The 16,716-nt window shown below is 61.7% G+C and carries 14 protein-coding genes; 8 read left to right on the forward strand and 6 right to left on the reverse strand.

The window, feature by feature from the left end; all coding sequences use genetic code 11:
• The 4 genes from galE to B5P46_RS32020 are packed head-to-tail and all read left to right on the forward strand — an operon-like array spanning position 1 to position 4,381.
• Complete coding sequence (gene galE, locus B5P46_RS32005; protein WP_129422221.1) at positions 1–984, forward strand: UDP-glucose 4-epimerase GalE; 984 nt, start codon at positions 1–3, stop codon at positions 982–984.
• Positions 981–2,849 (forward strand): glycosyltransferase family 2 protein, encoded by a 1,869-nt coding sequence (locus B5P46_RS32010; RefSeq protein ID WP_129422222.1) that lies wholly within the window; start codon positions 981–983, stop codon positions 2,847–2,849. The genes galE and B5P46_RS32010 overlap by 4 nt, the downstream gene beginning before the upstream one ends.
• 38 nt (positions 2,850–2,887) lie before the next feature.
• On the forward strand, positions 2,888–3,409 hold the full coding sequence (locus tag B5P46_RS32015) for a DUF995 domain-containing protein (RefSeq protein WP_129422223.1): 522 nt from the start codon (positions 2,888–2,890) through the stop codon (positions 3,407–3,409).
• Between the two features lie 3 nt (positions 3,410–3,412).
• Positions 3,413–4,381 (forward strand): glycoside hydrolase family 26 protein, encoded by a 969-nt coding sequence (locus B5P46_RS32020; protein ID WP_129422224.1) that lies wholly within the window; start codon positions 3,413–3,415, stop codon positions 4,379–4,381.
• Positions 4,382–4,445: 64 nt separating this feature from the next.
• On the opposite strand, the gene B5P46_RS32025 is transcribed toward B5P46_RS32020, so the two are convergent.
• On the reverse strand, positions 4,446–5,732 hold the full coding sequence (locus B5P46_RS32025) for an ABC transporter substrate-binding protein (RefSeq protein WP_129422225.1): 1,287 nt from the start codon (positions 5,730–5,732) through the stop codon (positions 4,446–4,448).
• 145 nt (positions 5,733–5,877) lie between these two features.
• On the opposite strand from B5P46_RS32025, the gene B5P46_RS32030 reads away from it, so the two are divergent.
• The 3 genes from B5P46_RS32030 (at position 5,878) to B5P46_RS32040 (ending at position 9,891) form a co-directional block, all read left to right on the forward strand.
• The gene (locus B5P46_RS32030) at positions 5,878–6,897 is read left to right on the forward strand and encodes a LacI family DNA-binding transcriptional regulator (protein ID WP_129422226.1); all 1,020 of its coding nucleotides are present in this window, start codon (positions 5,878–5,880) and stop codon (positions 6,895–6,897) included.
• Between the two features lie 130 nt (positions 6,898–7,027).
• Entirely contained in the window at positions 7,028–8,884 is a 1,857-nt protein-coding gene (locus B5P46_RS32035; RefSeq protein ID WP_129422227.1) for a DUF2264 domain-containing protein, read from the forward strand.
• On the forward strand, positions 8,881–9,891 hold the full coding sequence (locus B5P46_RS32040; protein ID WP_129422228.1) for a hydroxyacid dehydrogenase: 1,011 nt from the start codon (positions 8,881–8,883) through the stop codon (positions 9,889–9,891). Before B5P46_RS32035 ends, B5P46_RS32040 begins: the two co-directional genes overlap by 4 nt.
• Before the next feature lie 35 nt (positions 9,892–9,926).
• Here B5P46_RS32040 and B5P46_RS32045 read toward each other — a convergent pair whose 3' ends face one another.
• From B5P46_RS32045 to B5P46_RS32065, 5 genes are all read right to left on the reverse strand, one after another.
• On the reverse strand, positions 9,927–11,204 hold the full coding sequence (locus tag B5P46_RS32045) for a Gfo/Idh/MocA family protein (protein ID WP_129422229.1): 1,278 nt from the start codon (positions 11,202–11,204) through the stop codon (positions 9,927–9,929).
• A gap of 42 nt (positions 11,205–11,246) precedes the next feature.
• Positions 11,247–12,077, reverse strand: a complete 831-nt coding sequence (locus B5P46_RS32050) for a sugar phosphate isomerase/epimerase family protein (RefSeq protein WP_129422230.1) — start codon at positions 12,075–12,077, stop codon at positions 11,247–11,249.
• 26 nt (positions 12,078–12,103) lie between these two features.
• Entirely contained in the window at positions 12,104–13,267 is a 1,164-nt protein-coding gene (locus tag B5P46_RS32055) for a dihydrodipicolinate synthase family protein (RefSeq protein WP_129422231.1), read from the reverse strand.
• A 3-nt stretch (positions 13,268–13,270) separates the two neighbouring features.
• The gene (locus B5P46_RS32060; RefSeq protein WP_129422232.1) at positions 13,271–14,419 is read right to left on the reverse strand and encodes a Gfo/Idh/MocA family protein; all 1,149 of its coding nucleotides are present in this window, start codon (positions 14,417–14,419) and stop codon (positions 13,271–13,273) included.
• Positions 14,420–14,550: 131 nt separating this feature from the next.
• A complete protein-coding gene (locus tag B5P46_RS32065; RefSeq protein ID WP_129422233.1) occupies positions 14,551–15,228 on the reverse strand; it encodes a TetR/AcrR family transcriptional regulator in 678 nt (225 codons plus the stop codon).
• A gap of 200 nt (positions 15,229–15,428) precedes the next feature.
• On the opposite strand from B5P46_RS32065, the gene B5P46_RS32070 reads away from it, so the two are divergent.
• Positions 15,429–16,715 (forward strand): ABC transporter substrate-binding protein, encoded by a 1,287-nt coding sequence (locus tag B5P46_RS32070; protein ID WP_129422234.1) that lies wholly within the window; start codon positions 15,429–15,431, stop codon positions 16,713–16,715.
• The last annotated feature ends 1 nt before the right edge of the window (position 16,716 follow it).

Here is a 16,716-nt window from a genome sequence, read left to right on the forward strand (position 1 = left end):
ATGCCCCGCTACATTCTCGTCACCGGCGGCGCCGGTTTCATAGGCAGTCATATCTGCAAAGCGCTGTCGCGCGCCGGCATGATCCCGGTTACCTACGATAATCTCTCGACGGGACATGCCGACAGTGTCCGCTGGGGGCCGCTCATCCGGGCGGAACTTGCCGACGCAGCCACGCTGCGCCGGACTCTTGCGGAGTTTTCGCCCGATTGCGTCATCCATTGTGGTGCCAATGCCTATGTCGGCGAATCTGTCGACATGCCCAGGAAATATTACCGGAACAACGTCGTCGGCAGTCTGACACTGCTTGAGGCCTGCCTCGACCAGGATATCGACCGGATCGTCTTTTCGAGCAGCTGCGCCACCTATGGCGTTCCCGCCTCGTTGCCGATACGCGAGGAAAGCCCGCAGCATCCGGTTAACCCCTATGGCCGCACCAAGCTAATCTTCGAGATGGCGCTCGAGGATTTTGCCGCTGCCTATGGCATCCGCTATGCCGCGTTGCGTTATTTCAACGCGGCCGGAGCCGATCCCGATGGTGAGCTTGCCGAGCGTCATCAACCCGAGACCCACCTCATTCCGCGCGCCCTTCTCGCCGCCGCCGGCAGGCTGGAGCGGCTCGATATCTTCGGAGCGGACTATGCGACCGAGGACGGAACCTGCGTTCGCGACTATATTCATGTCAGCGATCTCGCGCAGGCGCATCTCGCCGCCGTCAATCATCTGATGGCGGACGGCGGCTCGCTCAGCGTCAATCTCGGCTCCGGTCGGGGTACCTCGGTGCGGGAGATTCTCCAGGCGATCCATCGCGCGAGCGGCTGCGAAGTCCCCGTCCGTTATTGCGCGCGCCGCATCGGCGACCCGCCGATCCTCTTTGCGAATACTGCAAGGGCGCAGGCGGAACTCGGCTTCGCGCCGGTTTTCTCGGATATCGATACGATCATCCGCACCGCTGGTCCCACCTTCGGACTGGAGATGAGAGCATGAGCGACGCTTCGCAAATCGGCCACGGCGTCAGGACGGCCAAAGCCGTCACTGCTGATGCATTCGATCCTGTTTTCACCGGCTGGAACCGGGTCGCCTATGGCTTCGGCATTCTCTGCTGGCTGACGGCACTCGGTTATTTCTGGATCTGGTGGTGCCAGTCCGCCCATATTATTTCCTGGGCCGCCTTTGTGCTCATCACCCTCGTGCTTGCCTGGATCACGCTCGTGCCGGCCTATTTTATCCTGATCTTCCTCGATGCGAGGACGGTCAGCCCTCGCGCGCGGCTGCCGGAAGGGCGGGTGGCTATGGTCGTCACCAAGGCGCCGTCCGAGCCCTTTGCCGTCGTCCGCACCACGCTGCAGGCGATGCTCGACCAGATCGGCGTCGATTTCGATGTCTGGCTCGCCGACGAGGACCCTTCGGAGGAAACCAGGCGCTGGTGTGCGGCGCACGGCGTGCTGATCTCCACACGAAAGGATGTGGCGGAGTATCATCGCACCACCTGGCCGCGCCGGACGCGTTGCAAGGAAGGCAACCTCGCCTATTTCTATGACCACTTCGGCTATGCGCGCTACGATTTCGTCGCCCAGTTCGATGCCGACCATGTGCCGACGCCGACCTACCTCCGTGAAGTTCTGCGCCCCTTCGCCGATCCTGAGATCGGCTATGTCTCCGCTCCGAGCATTTGCGATGCCAATGCCGGGACAAGCTGGGCGGCGCGTGGCAGGCTCTATGCGGAGGCAAGCCTGCATGGTTCGCTGCAGACGGGTTACAATAATGGCTGGGCGCCTCTTTGCATCGGCTCCCATTATGCGGTCCGCACCGCCGCCCTTCGTCAGATCGGCGGCCTCGGCCCGGAACTTGCGGAAGACCATTCGACGACGCTGATGATGAATGCCGGCGGCTGGCGTGGCGTGCATGCCGTCGATGCGATCGCGCATGGCGACGGACCGGCGAATTTCACCGACCTCGTCGTCCAGGAATTTCAGTGGTCGCGCAGCCTGGTCACCATTCTGTTGCAGCATTCGCGCCGCCACATCATGCACCTGCCCTGGCGGCTGAGGTTCCAGTTCGTGTTCTCGCAGCTCTGGTACCCGCTCTTTTCCGCCTTCATGGCCATGATGTTCCTGCTGCCGGTTGCCGCGCTGCTGACGGGCCGTGTCTTCGTCAATGTCACCTATCCGGATTTCCTGCTGCATTTCGTGCCGATGTCGATTGTCTTGACGCTGTTTGCCTTCTTCTGGCGGGCAACGGCAACCTTCAGGCCGCAAAATGCGAAACTGCTCGGCTGGGAAGGGCTTGCCTTCATCTTTCTGCGCTGGCCATGGTCGCTCGCCGGCAGCCTTGCCGCTGTTCGCGACCATATCTCCGGCTCCTTCGTCGATTTCCGCATCACGCCGAAGGGAAGGCAGCAGCAGCGGTCTTTGCCGCTGCGCGTCATCGCGCCCTATATCGGGCTCGCCGGCCTTTCCGCCGCCGCAATGATGTTTGCGACCGATGCCGCGGCCGCCCAGGGTTTTTATGTTTTCGCCATGATCAACCTCTCGGTCTACCTGTCGCTGACGGTACTGATCGTCGTTCGCCATGCGGTCGAAAACGATCTGCCGCGGCTGCCGCAATCGCGCGGGCTGTGGCTTGCGACAGCCACCGGGCTTGCGATTTTTGTCGCCGGCGGCACGCAGGCGGGGAGCCACGGCCTGCGCGGCCTCGAAGCTCTTTCGCACGGCCAGACGTTCGTCAGTTTCACCGAAACGCAATTTGCCGTGGCCGGCGCCGGCCTCGGCGGCGGCAAGACCAGGATCGTGAAATTCCACCTGAGATGGAATGGTTTCGGCAGAACCGGCCGAGACGAACAGGGTGCGTGAGCCGGCGGAACCGGCAAGTGTCGAGTATGGAGGAAGTAATGAGTATCGGATCGAGACTATGGGGAGCAGCGCTTGCTCTCAGCCTGTGCCTGCCGGTGGCAGCGCACGGCGCCGAGGTCGCCAAAAAGAAGGCGCCGACGCCGCTCAGCGCCTATGAGCTCTATCGGATCTACGGCGACAAGACCTGGACCTGGAACACCGGCGGCGGCCGTTTCTTCGATGACGGCCGGCGGTTCGTCGCCTGGAGCAACGACAAGGGGAAGCCATCCTTTGCTGAAGGCAGATGGGTGGTCGACGATCTCGGCCAGCTCTGCATGCGCGCCACCTGGACGAATACCGAGGGCGCGGCCCGCGCCAGCACCTGTTTCGGACATCGCAAGATCGGCAACACGATCTACCAGCGGCGCCAGCCGAACGGCGAATGGTATGTCTTCCGCCACGCATCGGTTCGTCAGGATGATGAGTTCCAGAAGCTTGTTCCCACGGATACCGTGAGCGCGAAGGCAAGCGAACTGAAGCAGATCCTGCTGAGGCAGGAAGTAGCCCGAAAAGGAGGGTGAGCCATGAAGAAACTGATGAAAAAAAACCTCTCGACCGCCGCAATAGCGCTGCTGCTGCTGTGTGTCGCGGATCTGCCGGGCCGAAGCGAAGTGCAATATGCCGGCATTGCTCCGAACCCGGCGGCGGCCGTGCGGACGATCATCGACAAGCGCCCCGTGCTTCATGCCGAAGGCATCAAGTTCGGCGCCTACGATCCGCATGGCGATTTCGGCGCACAGGCGAATGTCGCCACCGAAGCCTTGTTCCTGCCCTGGGAGGACGTCGACCTGGAAACCTTGCGCGTCGCCGATGCCTACGCGCTGGCGAGGGGCCGCAACCTGCTGATCACTGTGGAGCCCTGGTCCTGGGACGTCGATTGGCGGCTGACCTCCGCTGAGCTCCGCGCAAAGGTCCTGCGCGGCGACTACGATGTCAACATGCGCGCGATCACGCAGATGATATCCCAGCTGAAAAGCCCGGTGATCGTCCGCTGGGGGCAGGAGATGGAAGACAAGTCGGGGCGGTTTTCGTGGTCCGGCTGGAGCCCGCAGGACTATATCACCGCCTATAAGCGGATGATGGATATCGTCCGCGAGGAGGCGCCCGGCACAGAGATCATGTGGTCGCCGAAGGGAGAGCCTGGCCTCGAGGCCTATTATCCCGGCGACGATTATGTCGATCTCGTCGGACTCTCGGTCTTCGGCCTGCAGCGCTATGACGAGCTTGCCTATAATGAGCACCGGACGTTCTCGGAAGCGTTGAAGCAGGGCTATGATCTCGTCGCCGGCTACGGAAAGCCCGTCTGGGTGGCGGAACTCGGTTATGAAGGCGGCGACGCCTATATGAAGCCGTGGATCGAAACTGTCACGTTGAAGCAGAGCGCCTTCCCGAATCTGCAGGAAGTGGTCTATTTCAACGACCGGGATGTGCACGCCTGGCCCTTCGATCTCGGCCGGCCGGACTGGCGCGTGGTCAAAAGTCTGGCTAACTGATAGCCAGAATACAAAAAGGCCCGCCGGGGTGTTGCGGGCCTCTCCTCTCATGTCCGGCGACCGATCATCCCTTGATCGTTGCCTTACCCTCTTCGATCAGCCGCGTTGCCGCATCGGCGGGCGAGACCCGTTCGAAGGCGAGTTCGTCACAAATGGGGCGCAGCACGCGCTGGTCGAACTGGGTTGCGCCCATCGGCACCGGCGGCGGATATTCGCCGACCTGATCCTTGAGCATGTTCACGTATTTGACCGTCTCCTGCTCCGTCGGGTTAAGCTGCGGCAGGATGGCTTCGCGCACGGTAGGCGACATTGGCACGCCGCGTTCCACACCGAGAATCTTGCCGGCTTCGGGATCGTTGACAAAGAAGCTGATGAACTTCGCGGCAGCTTCGCCCTGCTTGGTCGTCGCCCCCACACTCCAGATCAGTGCGGGACGGTAATAATGGCCGGATGGACCGCCCTTCTTTTCACGCGGCAGCATGGTGATGCCGAGCTTGTTCTTGATGATCAGCTGATAGCCGATCATCTGGTTTGAATAGGCCATGCCGATCACCGATTTACCGAGACCAAGCGCATTGGTGTCGATGGTGTTCTGATCGAGCGTCTGGACGTCGGCGGCGACGGTGCCGCCCGCCTTGCGCAGCTTCTCCCAGTAGTCGAACCATTCCCTGGCATCGTCGGCCGTGAAGCCGAGCCCAACGCTTTCCTTGGCAAAGAGACTCTTGCCACGTTGGCGCAGCCAGGCATCGAACACATAGGCGTAGCGTGCCGCATAGGGGCCGCCGCTCTTGCCGGAGGACTTAGTGAGTTCTACGGCGAGCTTGGCATACTCATCCCAGGTGAGGTCGGGGGTCGGCAGAGGGATGCCCGCCTTTTCGAATTCGACTGTGTCGAAGAACATCGAGAAGGAGTTGAGCCCGAGGCCGACACCATAGAGCTTGCCGTCGATGGTGGTCAGTTTCAGCATGTCGGCGCCGAAGGACTGGACGTCCAGCGCGGAGGGAACGAATTCATCGAGCGGCAGGCAGGCGCCGCGCTTCGAATAGTCCGAGATTGTCCCCGGCTCGAGCTGGAAGATGTCGGCGATCGAGCGGCCGGCCATCTGCGTTGCGAGCTTCGTCCAGTAGCCGTCGCCCGAAAGCGATTCACCGACGACGGTGACGCCAGGCGACTTCGCCTGATAAAGCTTGGCAACCTCGAGCGTGCGCTTGGCGCGGTCGTTGGACCCCCACCACATGGCGCGTAGCTGTGCGTCTTCGGCAAAGGCCGGAATGGCGCTTCCGGCGCCGAAGGCGAGGCCGGCGGCCGCACCGGCTGAACCCATCAGGAATGAACGGCGGTTGATCTGCATGATATCCTCCTTGTTCCAATATGCCCGGAGCCATCCTCCAATGGCATTACCGGACATTTCAGCAAACAGAGTACGCAAAAAATATTTTATTGCAAGAACCAACCATTTTCTTGCAAATTTGCATTATTTGCATAATGTTTGTTGTATGAACGACCAAAAAATCAGACGGCCGCGTCAGGCCGATATAGCCACATTGGCCGGCGTCTCGGTCTCCACGGTGTCACGCGTGCTCGCCAACGAACCTGGTATCAGCGAAAGCGTGCGCCGGCAGATTTTGAAGGTGGCGGCCGAGAACGGCTATCCTGTCAAGCCCGCTTCCGAAGCCGTTGCGGGGGGACTGGCGCTGATTGCCAGCGACGGCGTCACCGGCACTCTCAGCGTCTTTTATGAAGCGATCGTCGACGGCCTGCGTGTCGGCGCGGCCGAAGCGGGCATGCCTTTCGAAGTCCGGCTGGTCCGCGAGGATCGAACCACGCCGGACGCCGTGCGCGACTATATGCAGACGGCGAGCGCTGAAGGTCTCTTTCTCGTCGGTATCGATCCGAATGAGATGTTGCGCGACTGGCTACAAGCCAGCGTGATCCCCACCGTTCTTGTCAACGGCACCGATCCCAGGATGCAGTTCGATGGCGTTTCGCCGGCTAATTTCTTTGGTGCCTATGAGGCGACCAGCCGGCTGATAAAGGCCGGCCATCGCCGCATCCTGCATTTGAGCGGCTCTCACCGCCATACGATCCGGGAGCGTGTGCGCGGTTTCGAGGCGGCGATCGCCGCCGTCGCCGGCGCCGAGGGCCGCCTCGTGTCCCTGACCCTTCAAGGCAGCGCCAGCCGGGAGGCGCATGAACGCACGGCAGAAGCACTTGCCGAGAATGCCGGTTTTACCGCCGCCTTCTGCATGAATGATTTCATCGCCGTCGGCGTGCTCGAGGCCGTCACCGAGGCCGGGCTGCGTGTGCCGGAGGATTTCGCGATTGTCGGCTTCGACGATCTGCCCTGCGCGCTGATGACCAATCCGGCGCTTTCCACCATGCGTGTCGACCGCGCCGCCCTCGGGCGCGAAGCCGTTTTGCTGATGCTATCCCGTTTCCGCAACAGGACGGCCTCGGCGCGCCACATCTGCCAGGCGGTCGTTCCCATTCCGGGAGGAACCGTTCCGAACACCTAGAACAGGATGATTTAGGCTGAGTCGGCCTAAAATCTGAATCCTGTTCTAAATTATATAGTTAGAGCATGATGTCGTCCGAAAACCGCTCACACTTTTCGGCATCATGCTCTAGAACCCGTGAGTGATGCCGATGACCCATGATCCCGCCAGCGCCAACCCGCTCGCCGGCAATCCGCTGGAAACCCGCGCCGATATGAGCCGCGCCCTGCTTGCGCTCTTCGATCCGCTGCTTGCCTGTTTCTCGAAGGGCAATGCCCGCGTCAGGCTCAATGGCGGCGGCGCCCATTTCGACCGAGCGGCGGCCGATCTCGAAGGCTTTGCCCGCCCCCTCTGGGGATTGGCGCCGTTTGGCGCCGGCAACGGCGACTTCGCCCACTGGCATCGTTTTGCCGAAGGCCTCGCAAACGGCACAGACCCCGCCCATCCCGAATATTGGGGAACGGTCAATGGCCGCGATCAGCGGATGGTCGAGCTTGCCGCTCTCGGTTTTGCCCTGGCGCTGGTGCCGGAAAAGATCTGGGAGCCGCTCGATCAGCGCGCCCGCAGCAATGTCGTCGCCTATCTCAAACATGTCAGGCAGTTCGACTATGCCGACAACAATTGGAAATTCTTCCGGATTTTCGTCGATATCGCGCTCGATCGCCTCGGCGCCGATTTTGACCGCAGCCTGACGCGGCAATATCTGCAGGAGCTCGAAGGCTTCTATATCGGTGACGGCTGGTATCGCGATGGAAACGTGCGCCGTATCGACCACTACATTCCCTTCGCCATGCATTTCTATGGCCTGATCTATTCGAAGCTCGTCGACGACGATTATGCGAAACGCTACCGCGAGCGCGCGGTCCTCTTCGCCCGGGATTTCCGCCACTGGTTTGCCGCTGACGGTGCCACCATCCCCTTCGGCCGCAGTCTGACCTATCGTTTCGCCTGCGCCGGCTTCTGGTCGGCGCTCGCCTTTGCCGATGTCGAGGCTCTGCCCTGGGGCGAGGTCAAGCATCTCTGCCTGCAGCATCTGCGCTGGTGGAAGGATAAGCCGATTGCCGATCGAGACGGCGTGCTGTCGATCGGTTTCGGCTATCCGAACCTGCTGATGTCGGAGAGTTACAATTCCGCCGGCTCGCCCTACTGGGCCTTCAAGGCCTTCCTGCCGCTGGCGATCGCTGAGGATCACCCATTCTGGACGGCGAAGGAAAAGGAGCCGGAGCAGGCGCCTGATGTCGTCCCCCAACGTCATCCCGGCATGGTGATCATGCGGGCGGGCGGCGATGTTGTGGCGCTTTCTTCTGGCCAGGAAAACCTGCAAATGCGGTGCGGCACGGAAAAATACGCGAAGTTCGCTTATTCCGCCCGCTACGGCTTCAGTGTCGAGGCCGATGAGCGCGCCTTTGCGCTTGCCGCCTTCGATTCAGCGCTTGCCTTCAGCGATGACGGCCTGCACTACCGCGTGCGCGAAACGAACGAGGAGGCCAAGATCGCAGGCGAGGTGCTGTTTGCGAAATGGTCGCCTTTTGCCGATGTCGACGTCGAAACCTGGCTCGTGCCCGCCGCACCCTGGCATATCCGCCTCCACCGGATCAGGACAAGCCGGCCGCTGCGGATTGCCGAAGGCGGATTTGCCATCGGCCGCCAGGACTTCGAGCTGGATACGCTGTCCGCTTCGGCTGGGATTGCCTATGCGATCGGTGAAACCGATTTCACCGGCATTCTCGATCTCGGCTCTTCGGTCAAACGTTCGGGCCTCGTCCAGAAGGCAATGCCCAACACCAATGTGATCGTCGCGAAAACCCTGGTGCCGCAGCTGCGCGGGCAGATTCCGGCCGGTGAAACCATCCTGGTGACGGCAGTGCTGGCACTTGACGATCCCGCCGCCCTCTCGTCTGCGTGGACGAGACTGCCGAAAGCGCCTGAGATTGCGGCGCTGGAGGCCCTGGTGAGGGAAAAGGGCGTGACAGTCAGCGCCATCGAAGCGCCCGGACAAATGCCATGAGCCAGCCGGCCATTATCCTTGCCATGCAACCGTCGCGCACGCAGCATGTCCTGTCGGATGAGGTTCTGCGGCGGCTGGGTGGCATCGGTCGCCTGCTGGATTCCAAGCCGCTGCAGCACTTCGACGACGAGCGTGCGAGACGTCTGCTGGCTGAGGCGGAAATCCTGATCACCGGCTGGGGCGGACCTTATGTCGGGCCTGAAATTCCCGCCGCGGCGCCGCATCTGAAGTTCATCGTCCATGCGGCGGGCACGGTAAAGGGCGTCATCGACGACGCCATCTTCGAAGCCGGTATCCCGGTCAGCCATGCGGCCGAGGCCAACGCCGTGCCGGTGGCCGAATTCACGCTGGCGGCAATCATTTTCGCCGGCAAGCGCGTCTTCCGTTTCCGCGATCTCTATGTTGCCGACCGAAACCGCAACCGGACACATTTGATGCAGCGTGAAGCGATCGGAAACTACCGCCGCACCGTTGGCATCGTCGGCGCTTCGCGCATCGGGCGGCGCGTGATCGGGCTCTTGAAACCCTTCGACTATAGGCTGTTGCTCTCCGATCCGACGCTTGATGCCGCCGAGGCAGCCGGCCTCGGAACGGAAAAGGTCGATCTCGATGAATTGATGCGGCAAGCCGATATCGTTTCCCTGCATGCGCCGTCGCTGCCGTCGACGCAGCATATGATCGATGCGCGCAGGCTGTCGCTGATGAAGGACGGCGCGACGCTCATCAACACGGCGCGCGGCATTCTCATCGATGAGGCCGCCTTGCTTTCGGTGCTCAAGACCGGCCGTATCGACGCGGTCCTCGATGTCACCGATCCGGAGATCCCGGAGGCGGGTTCTGCTTTCTATGATCTGCCGAACGTCTTTCTAACACCGCATATCGCCGGCGCCATCGGGCTGGAACGGGCGCGCCTCGGCGAGATGGCGGTGGACGAGATAGAGCGCTTCATGACCGGCCAGCCGCTGCTCTACCAGATCCACCAGGCAAATCTCGAAAACATCGCCTGATGCATGCCTCGCCGAGCGGGCTCATGCGGCAGGCATCAGCGCGACGTCCTCAGCGAATTTGGCGAACCGTCATTGGCAAGTTCGGGCATTAGGTCGGCAATATTGACCACCTTGCCGGTGCGCGAGCTCGTCAGCGCGGCAATGCCGCAGAGCACCGACATGGCGCCCGCCCGCGTGCCGGCGCGCTGGGCAAGCTTGTCTTCCATTTCGGGCTTGAAGATCATGTTGCGCATCCGGTCGTCGCCGCCGTAGTGGCCGCCGGTGAAATGCGGAACGACGATGCGCTCCACAGCCTCCCTGCCGTTCGGGAAATTGCGGATGAGGAGGATCGTGTCCTCCTTGGGCTCTTCCCAGGGCTGAGCCTCATATTGACGAAGCTCGATCCGCCCTTTGGTGCCGTTGAAGGCAAGGTGATGGCCTTCGATCGGCTGGAAGGTGTTCAGCGAATAGGAGACATGAACATTGTTGCGATAACGGAGCGACACCACCATCGTATCGGGAATGTCGATGTCCTCGCGGAAGACGCAGCCGTCTCGGAAGTAGCCGTCGATCTTCGAGGGATCCTCGTAGAGTGAATCGAGGAAGGGATCAGCCTCGAGATCGAGATAGTAGTCGCATTCATGCGCATGCGGACAGAGCTTGCAGCGCGGGCCGCGGAACGGGCCCTTGCGGCCGTAATTCTGCAGGTCGGCGAAGGAGGTAACGGCTTCGGGATCGCTGTCGAGATACCAGTTGAGCAGATCGAAATGATGCGTCGCCTTGTGGACGAACAGGCTGCCGGAATTTTCCATGTAGGCATGCCAGCGGCGGAAATAGTCGGCGCCGTGCTTGGTGTTCAGATACCAGTGAAAATCAACTGAGGTGACCCGGCCGATCTCGCCGGCATTCAGCAATTCCTTGATCTTCGCAGCCGTCGGCGCATAGCGATAGTTGAAGGACACGTCTACCCGGCGACCAGTGCGCTTTTCGGCATCCAGAATCCGGCGAATCTTTTCGACCGAGGTGGTCATCGGCTTTTCGGTAATGACGTCGATGCCGGACTCCAGCGCCCTCACGACAATATCGTCATGCGTATGGTCGGGCGTACAGACGATGACGAGATCCGGCTTCTGCTCAGCAAGCATCGAATCGATATTGTCATAGAGCGGCGCATTGCTGCCGATCATGTTGCGGGCGCGCTCGCCGCGCAGCGAATTCTTCTCGACGATCGCGGTCAGGTCGACATGTTCGCGCCAGCCGGCAAGCAGATCCTTGCCCCACATGGTGGTGCCGCGGTTTCCCGTGCCGATCAGGGCAAAACGGCGTTTCTCCATCGAATGATCCTCCTGCATGCGTGATGAAACAAATACTGAAAATCAGGCCTGGCAGCAGCTCCTGAAGCGCTCGACGCAGGTGGCGATCACTTCTTCGGCCGGGCGTTTCCACCAGTTTTCGGCCGAAAAGATCTCCACCTCCTGAGCGCCGAAGAAACCGGCAGCCTCGATCATCCGTCTTATGCCTTTGAGGTCGATCACACCATCGCCCATCATGCCGCGGTCGAGCAGCATGTCCTTTGTCGGCACCAGCCAGTCGCAGATGTGATGGGCAAAGATGCGTTTCATGCGGCCGGCGCGGGCGATCTGGTTGGCAAGATCGGGATCCCACCAGACATGGTAGACATCGACCGCAACGCCGACATCCTCCCCGAGCTGCTCGCACATATCGAGCGCCTGACTGAGCGTGTTCACGCAGGCACGGTCGGCGGCATACATTGGATGCAGCGGTTCGATGGCGAGCTTCACGCCGGCAGCCTGCGCATGCGGCAAAACGGCGGCAATGCCGTCGAACACCATTCGGCGCGCGGCGACAATGTCCTTCGAGCTGCCCGGCAGACCGCCGACGACGAGCACGAGGCAATCGGCGGAAAACGCTGCTGCCTCATCGATGGCCCGTCTGTTGTCATCGAGGTTTTTCTGCCAGTCGGCGTCGTTCGCCGCCGGGAAGAAGCCGCCGCGGCAAAGGCCGGTCAGCTTGATGCCGTTCGATTTGACGATACGCACCGCCTCGTCGAGACCGACCTTGGCGACCTGGTCGCGCCAGGGGGCGATCGCGGTGATGCCGTGTTTCAGGCAGATATCGACGGCCTGCGCAAAACCGCATTGCTCGCGGATCGTCGCCAGGTTGATCGAAAGTCCTTCGACCTGCATGTCATTCTCCTCCCGTTCCGCGTGCTTCAGTTGACGCCGTGGACGGCAAGCACCTGTTTCATGCGCGTCGTTGCGAGTTCCGGATCGGCGAGAACCCGGGCCTTGTCGGCCAGGCGGAAGAGTTCGGCCAGATGCGTCAGCGAGCGGGTGCTCTGCTGGCCGCCGACCATGGTGAAATGGTCCTGCAGGCCGTTGAGATAGGCGAGGAAGACGACGCCGGTTTTATAGAAGCGGGTCGGCGCCTTGAAGATGTGGCGCGACAGCGGCACGGTCGGCTCCAGCAGATCGAAGAATTCATGGTTGCTCTTGCGGCCGAGCGCTTCGAGGGCTGCCGAGGCAGCCGGCGCGATCGCATCGAAAATGCCGAGCAGTGCGTCGGAATGGCCCTCTTCGTCGCCGGCGATCAGTTCGGCATAGTTGAAATCGTCGCCGGTATACATGCGCACGCCTTTCGGCAGCCGGCGGCGCATCGTCACTTCCTTCTCCTTGGAGAGCAGCGAGATCTTGATGCCGTCGACCTTGTCGGCATGGGCCTCGATCACCTCGAGGCAGGTGGACATGGCTTGGATATGATCACTGTTGCCCCAATAACCCTGAAGCGCCGGATCGAACATTTCACCGAGCCAATGGATGATGACGGGTTCCTTGACCTGGCGGAGGATCCGGTCATAGACGCGGATATAGTCATCCGGCCCTTTGGCGGCGGCGGCAAGCGCCCGGCTTGCCATCAGGATGATGCGGCCGCCGGCCGCCTCCACGGTTTCGATCTGCTCCTCATAGGCTCTGAGGATCGTGTCGACGGTGACGTCGGGTCCAGGCGTCAGATGGTCGGTGCCGGCGCCGCAGGCGATCAGCGCGCCCTTGCGGCTGGCCGCCTCACTGAGCGCCCGGCGGATGAGGTCGCGCGCTTCCGGCCAGCCGAGGCCCATGCCGCGCTGCGCCGTATCCATCGCTTCGGCGACGCCGAGGCCGAGATCCCAGAGCCGGTGGCGGAAGGCGAGTGTGCGCTCCCAATCGATCGCCGGCGTCAACCACGGATCGTTGTCGGCGAGCGGATCGGCGACGACATGGGCGGCGGCAAAGGCGATGCGCGGAAAGGCCTTGGCGTCGCGCTTGGCGAGCGCGATCGGCGTGCCGGTCAGCGTGTAGGGGACGATCTTGCCGTCGAGAGGGAGATTGATCGTCGTCACGGCTCAGAACTCCAGTGCGGGGACGTCGAGCCAGCGACGCTCGGCCCAGGATTTCAGGCCGAGTTCGGCAAGCTGCACACCCTTGGCGCCGGCTTCCAGCCCATAGGGCCACGGTGCGTCTTCGACGACATGGCGGATGAACATTTCCCACTGCGCCTTGAAGCCGTTGTCGAAGGCCTGCGTATCGGGAACCTCATCCCAGGTCTTGTAGAAGTCGATCGTCTGCGGCTGGTCCGGGTTCCAGACCGGCTTCGGCGTGTTGACACGGTGCTGGCTCCAGCATTTCGTCAGACCGGCGACGGCCGAACCATGCGTGCCGTCGACCTGGAAGGTGACGAGGTCGTCGCGGCGGACGCGGACGGCCCAGGAGGAATTGATCTGCGCGATCGCGCCGCCTTCGAGCTCGAAGGTCGCATAGGCCGCATCGTCGGTGTCGCAGTCATAGGACTTGCCCTGCTCGTCGATGCGGCGCGGAATATGCGTAGCACCGAGGCAGGATACGGCTTTGACTTCGCCGAACAGATTGTCGAGTACGTAGCGCCAGTGGCAGAGCATGTCGAGGATAATGCCGCCGCCGTCGCCCTTGCGGTAGTTCCAGGAGGGGCGCTGGGCGGGCACGCCCCAATCGCCCTCGAAAACCCAGTAGCCGAATTCGCCGCGCACCGAGAGGATCTTGCCGAAGAAGCCGGAATCCCTGAGCAGCGCCAGCTTGCGCAGGCCGGGCAGGAAGAGCTTGTCCTGCACGACGCCATGTTTGAGGCCGGAGCCGCGCGCCTTGCGGGCAAGGTCGAGTGCCACCTGCAGATCGTCGGAGACCGGCTTTTCGCAATAGACATGCTTGCCGGCATCGAGCGCCTTGGACAGAAGTTCGGCGCGCATCAGCGTCGTGCCGGCGTCGAAGAAGATTGTGTCGTCGGGATTGGCGAGAGCGGCATCGAGATCGGTCGACCAGCGCTTGATGTTATGCTTCTTCGCCAGCTCTTCCATCTTGGCGCCGTTGCGGCCGACGATGATCGGGTCGATCTCGAGTTTCTCACCCGATTTCAGCGTGATGCCGCCCTGGTCGCGGAAGGCGAGAATCGAGCGCACCAGGTGCTGATTGTAACCCATGCGGCCGGTGACGCCGTGCAAGATGATCCCCAAGCGTGCCATTTTTTCCTCCCAGCAAATTTTTGCGGCGGGAGCGGGCATCCTCGTCCGGTCCTCCCGAGCCGGTAACTAAACAGTTACTTGATGGCAGAAGAGCAACGCGGCTGTCAATAGTCAAATCCGATTTTTGAGATTCAGCGCTTGATCGAGGTCAGCGTGACGTGGACGATATGCCTTTCCCAGGCATTGAGATGGGTCGGCTCCAGCAGGTCGCGGCCGAAGATCGTCGAAAGCGTGTATTGGTTGGACAGGTAGAAATAGCCGAGCGAGGCGATCGTCAGGTAGACATGCAGGGGATCGGCGGTCTGGATGAAGACGCCCTGCTTCTTTCCCTGCTCAAGCACATCCGAAAGCTCGCCGATCAGATGCGAATGCAGTTCCTTCAGCCGGACGGACTGGCGCAGCCAGCGGGCGCGATGCAGATTTTCCGTGCCGAGCAGGCTCAGGAATTCCGGGTGCTGGAGAAAATAACGCCAGGTGAAGAGCGCCAGTTCGCCGATGCCTTCCTCCGGGCTGCGATCGCCGATATGCAGCGCGCGCTCGGCGGTGCGGATGCTGACATAGGCCTCTTCGAGCACTCTGAGGTAGAGCTGCTCCTTGTCGCCGAAATAATGATAGAGCATGCGCTTGTTGGTGCCGGCGCGCTCGGCGATGGCGTCGACACGAGCCCCGCCCATGCCGTTTTCGGCAAATTCCCGGGTTGCCGCGTCAAGGATCGCAGCGCGTGTCCGCTCCGGATCGCGTTGGGCCGTCCGTTCCGCAGGTGGGCGCCGAGACCTTTTCTTTTCCCCGTTCTCGCCGCTGTCGTTCATTTCTCCACCTCCGCCTTCCCATGTTGCGCTCATAAGCCTTCGGTGCGAAATTGTAAAAACCGAATTTGAAAGGCCCGCGAGCGACACCCGCTTGACACGCTCGCCGCTTTGCTCGTAGCTTGTAACCAATTAGTTATTTATGCAAGGGTAACTAGGTTCGGAAGCGTGTGGAGGCGCTTCCCTTTGGAGGAGGAAAAGAAATGACATTCCGTGTAAGCAGACGTAATTTCGTCGCGGGAGGCGCCACGCTTCTCTCGCTTTCGGCGCTGGGAACCAGCGCTATGGCACAGGAAACGCGACTGCGTCTCCTGTGGTGGGGCTCGCAGCCGCGCGCTGACCGCACCAACAAGGTATCGCAGCTCTATCAGTCGAAGAATTCGGGCACCTCGATCACCGGCGAATTCCTCGGCTGGGGCGATTACTGGCCGCGCCTTGCGACCCAGGTCGCCGGCCGCAACGCGCCCGATGTCATCCAGATGGACTATCGCTATATCGTCCAATATGCGCGGCGCGGCGCGCTCGCCCCGCTCGAATCCTATATGCCGGCCAAACTCAACCTCGACGATTTCGACAAGGCGCAGATCGAAGGCGGCAGCGTCGACGGACATCTCTATGGCGTCAGCTTGGGCGCAAATTCGGCGGCTACGGTCCTGAACACCGCTGCCTTCAAGGAGGCCGGCGTCGATCTGCCGACCCAGGCGACCACCTGGGAAGAGTTCGCCCGCATGGGTGCGGAGATCACCAAGGCAGGCAAACGCAAGGGCATGTTCGGCATCGCCGACGGCAGCGGCGGCGAACCGCTGTTCGAAAACTGGCTGCGTCAGCGCGGCAAGGCGCTTTATACCGCCGACGGCAAGATCGCCTTCGACGTGGACGATGCCTCCGAATGGTACGACATGTGGGCCAAGTTCCGTACGGCCGGCGCCTGTGTTCCTGCCGATATCCAGGCTCTCGACAAGAACGATATCGAAACCAACACGGTCTCGCTCGGCAAGTCGGCCGCTGGTTTTGCCCATTCCAACCAGTTCGTCGCCTATCAGGCAATGAACAAGGACAAGCTGGCTCTGACCAACTACATGCGCATCAAACCGGAATCGAAGGGCGGCCACTATCGCAAGCCTTCGATGTTCTTCTCGGTCTCCGCCCAGTCGAAAGCCGTGGATATGGCCGTGGACTACGTCAATTTCTTCGTCAAGAACGCCGAGGCAGCGCTGCTTCTGGATGTCGAACGCGGCATTCCGGAATCGAGCGCCATGCGCGAGGTCGTCGCGGCGAAGCTTGATGAGAACGGCAAGGCTGCGCTGGCCTATGTCAGCGGCCTCGGCGATCTCGCCGGCAAATTGCCGCCGCCGCCGCCAGCCGGTGCCGGTGAAGGTGAGCTGATGTTACGCAACATCGCCGAACAGGTCGGCTTCGGACAGCTGTCTCCCTCCGACGGCGGCAAACAGCTTGTCGCTGAAATCACGCAGATTCTCGCACGAGGCTGAT

The organism is Rhizobium leguminosarum (assembly GCF_004123835.1).
Classification (GTDB): domain Bacteria; phylum Pseudomonadota; class Alphaproteobacteria; order Rhizobiales; family Rhizobiaceae; genus Rhizobium; species Rhizobium leguminosarum_M.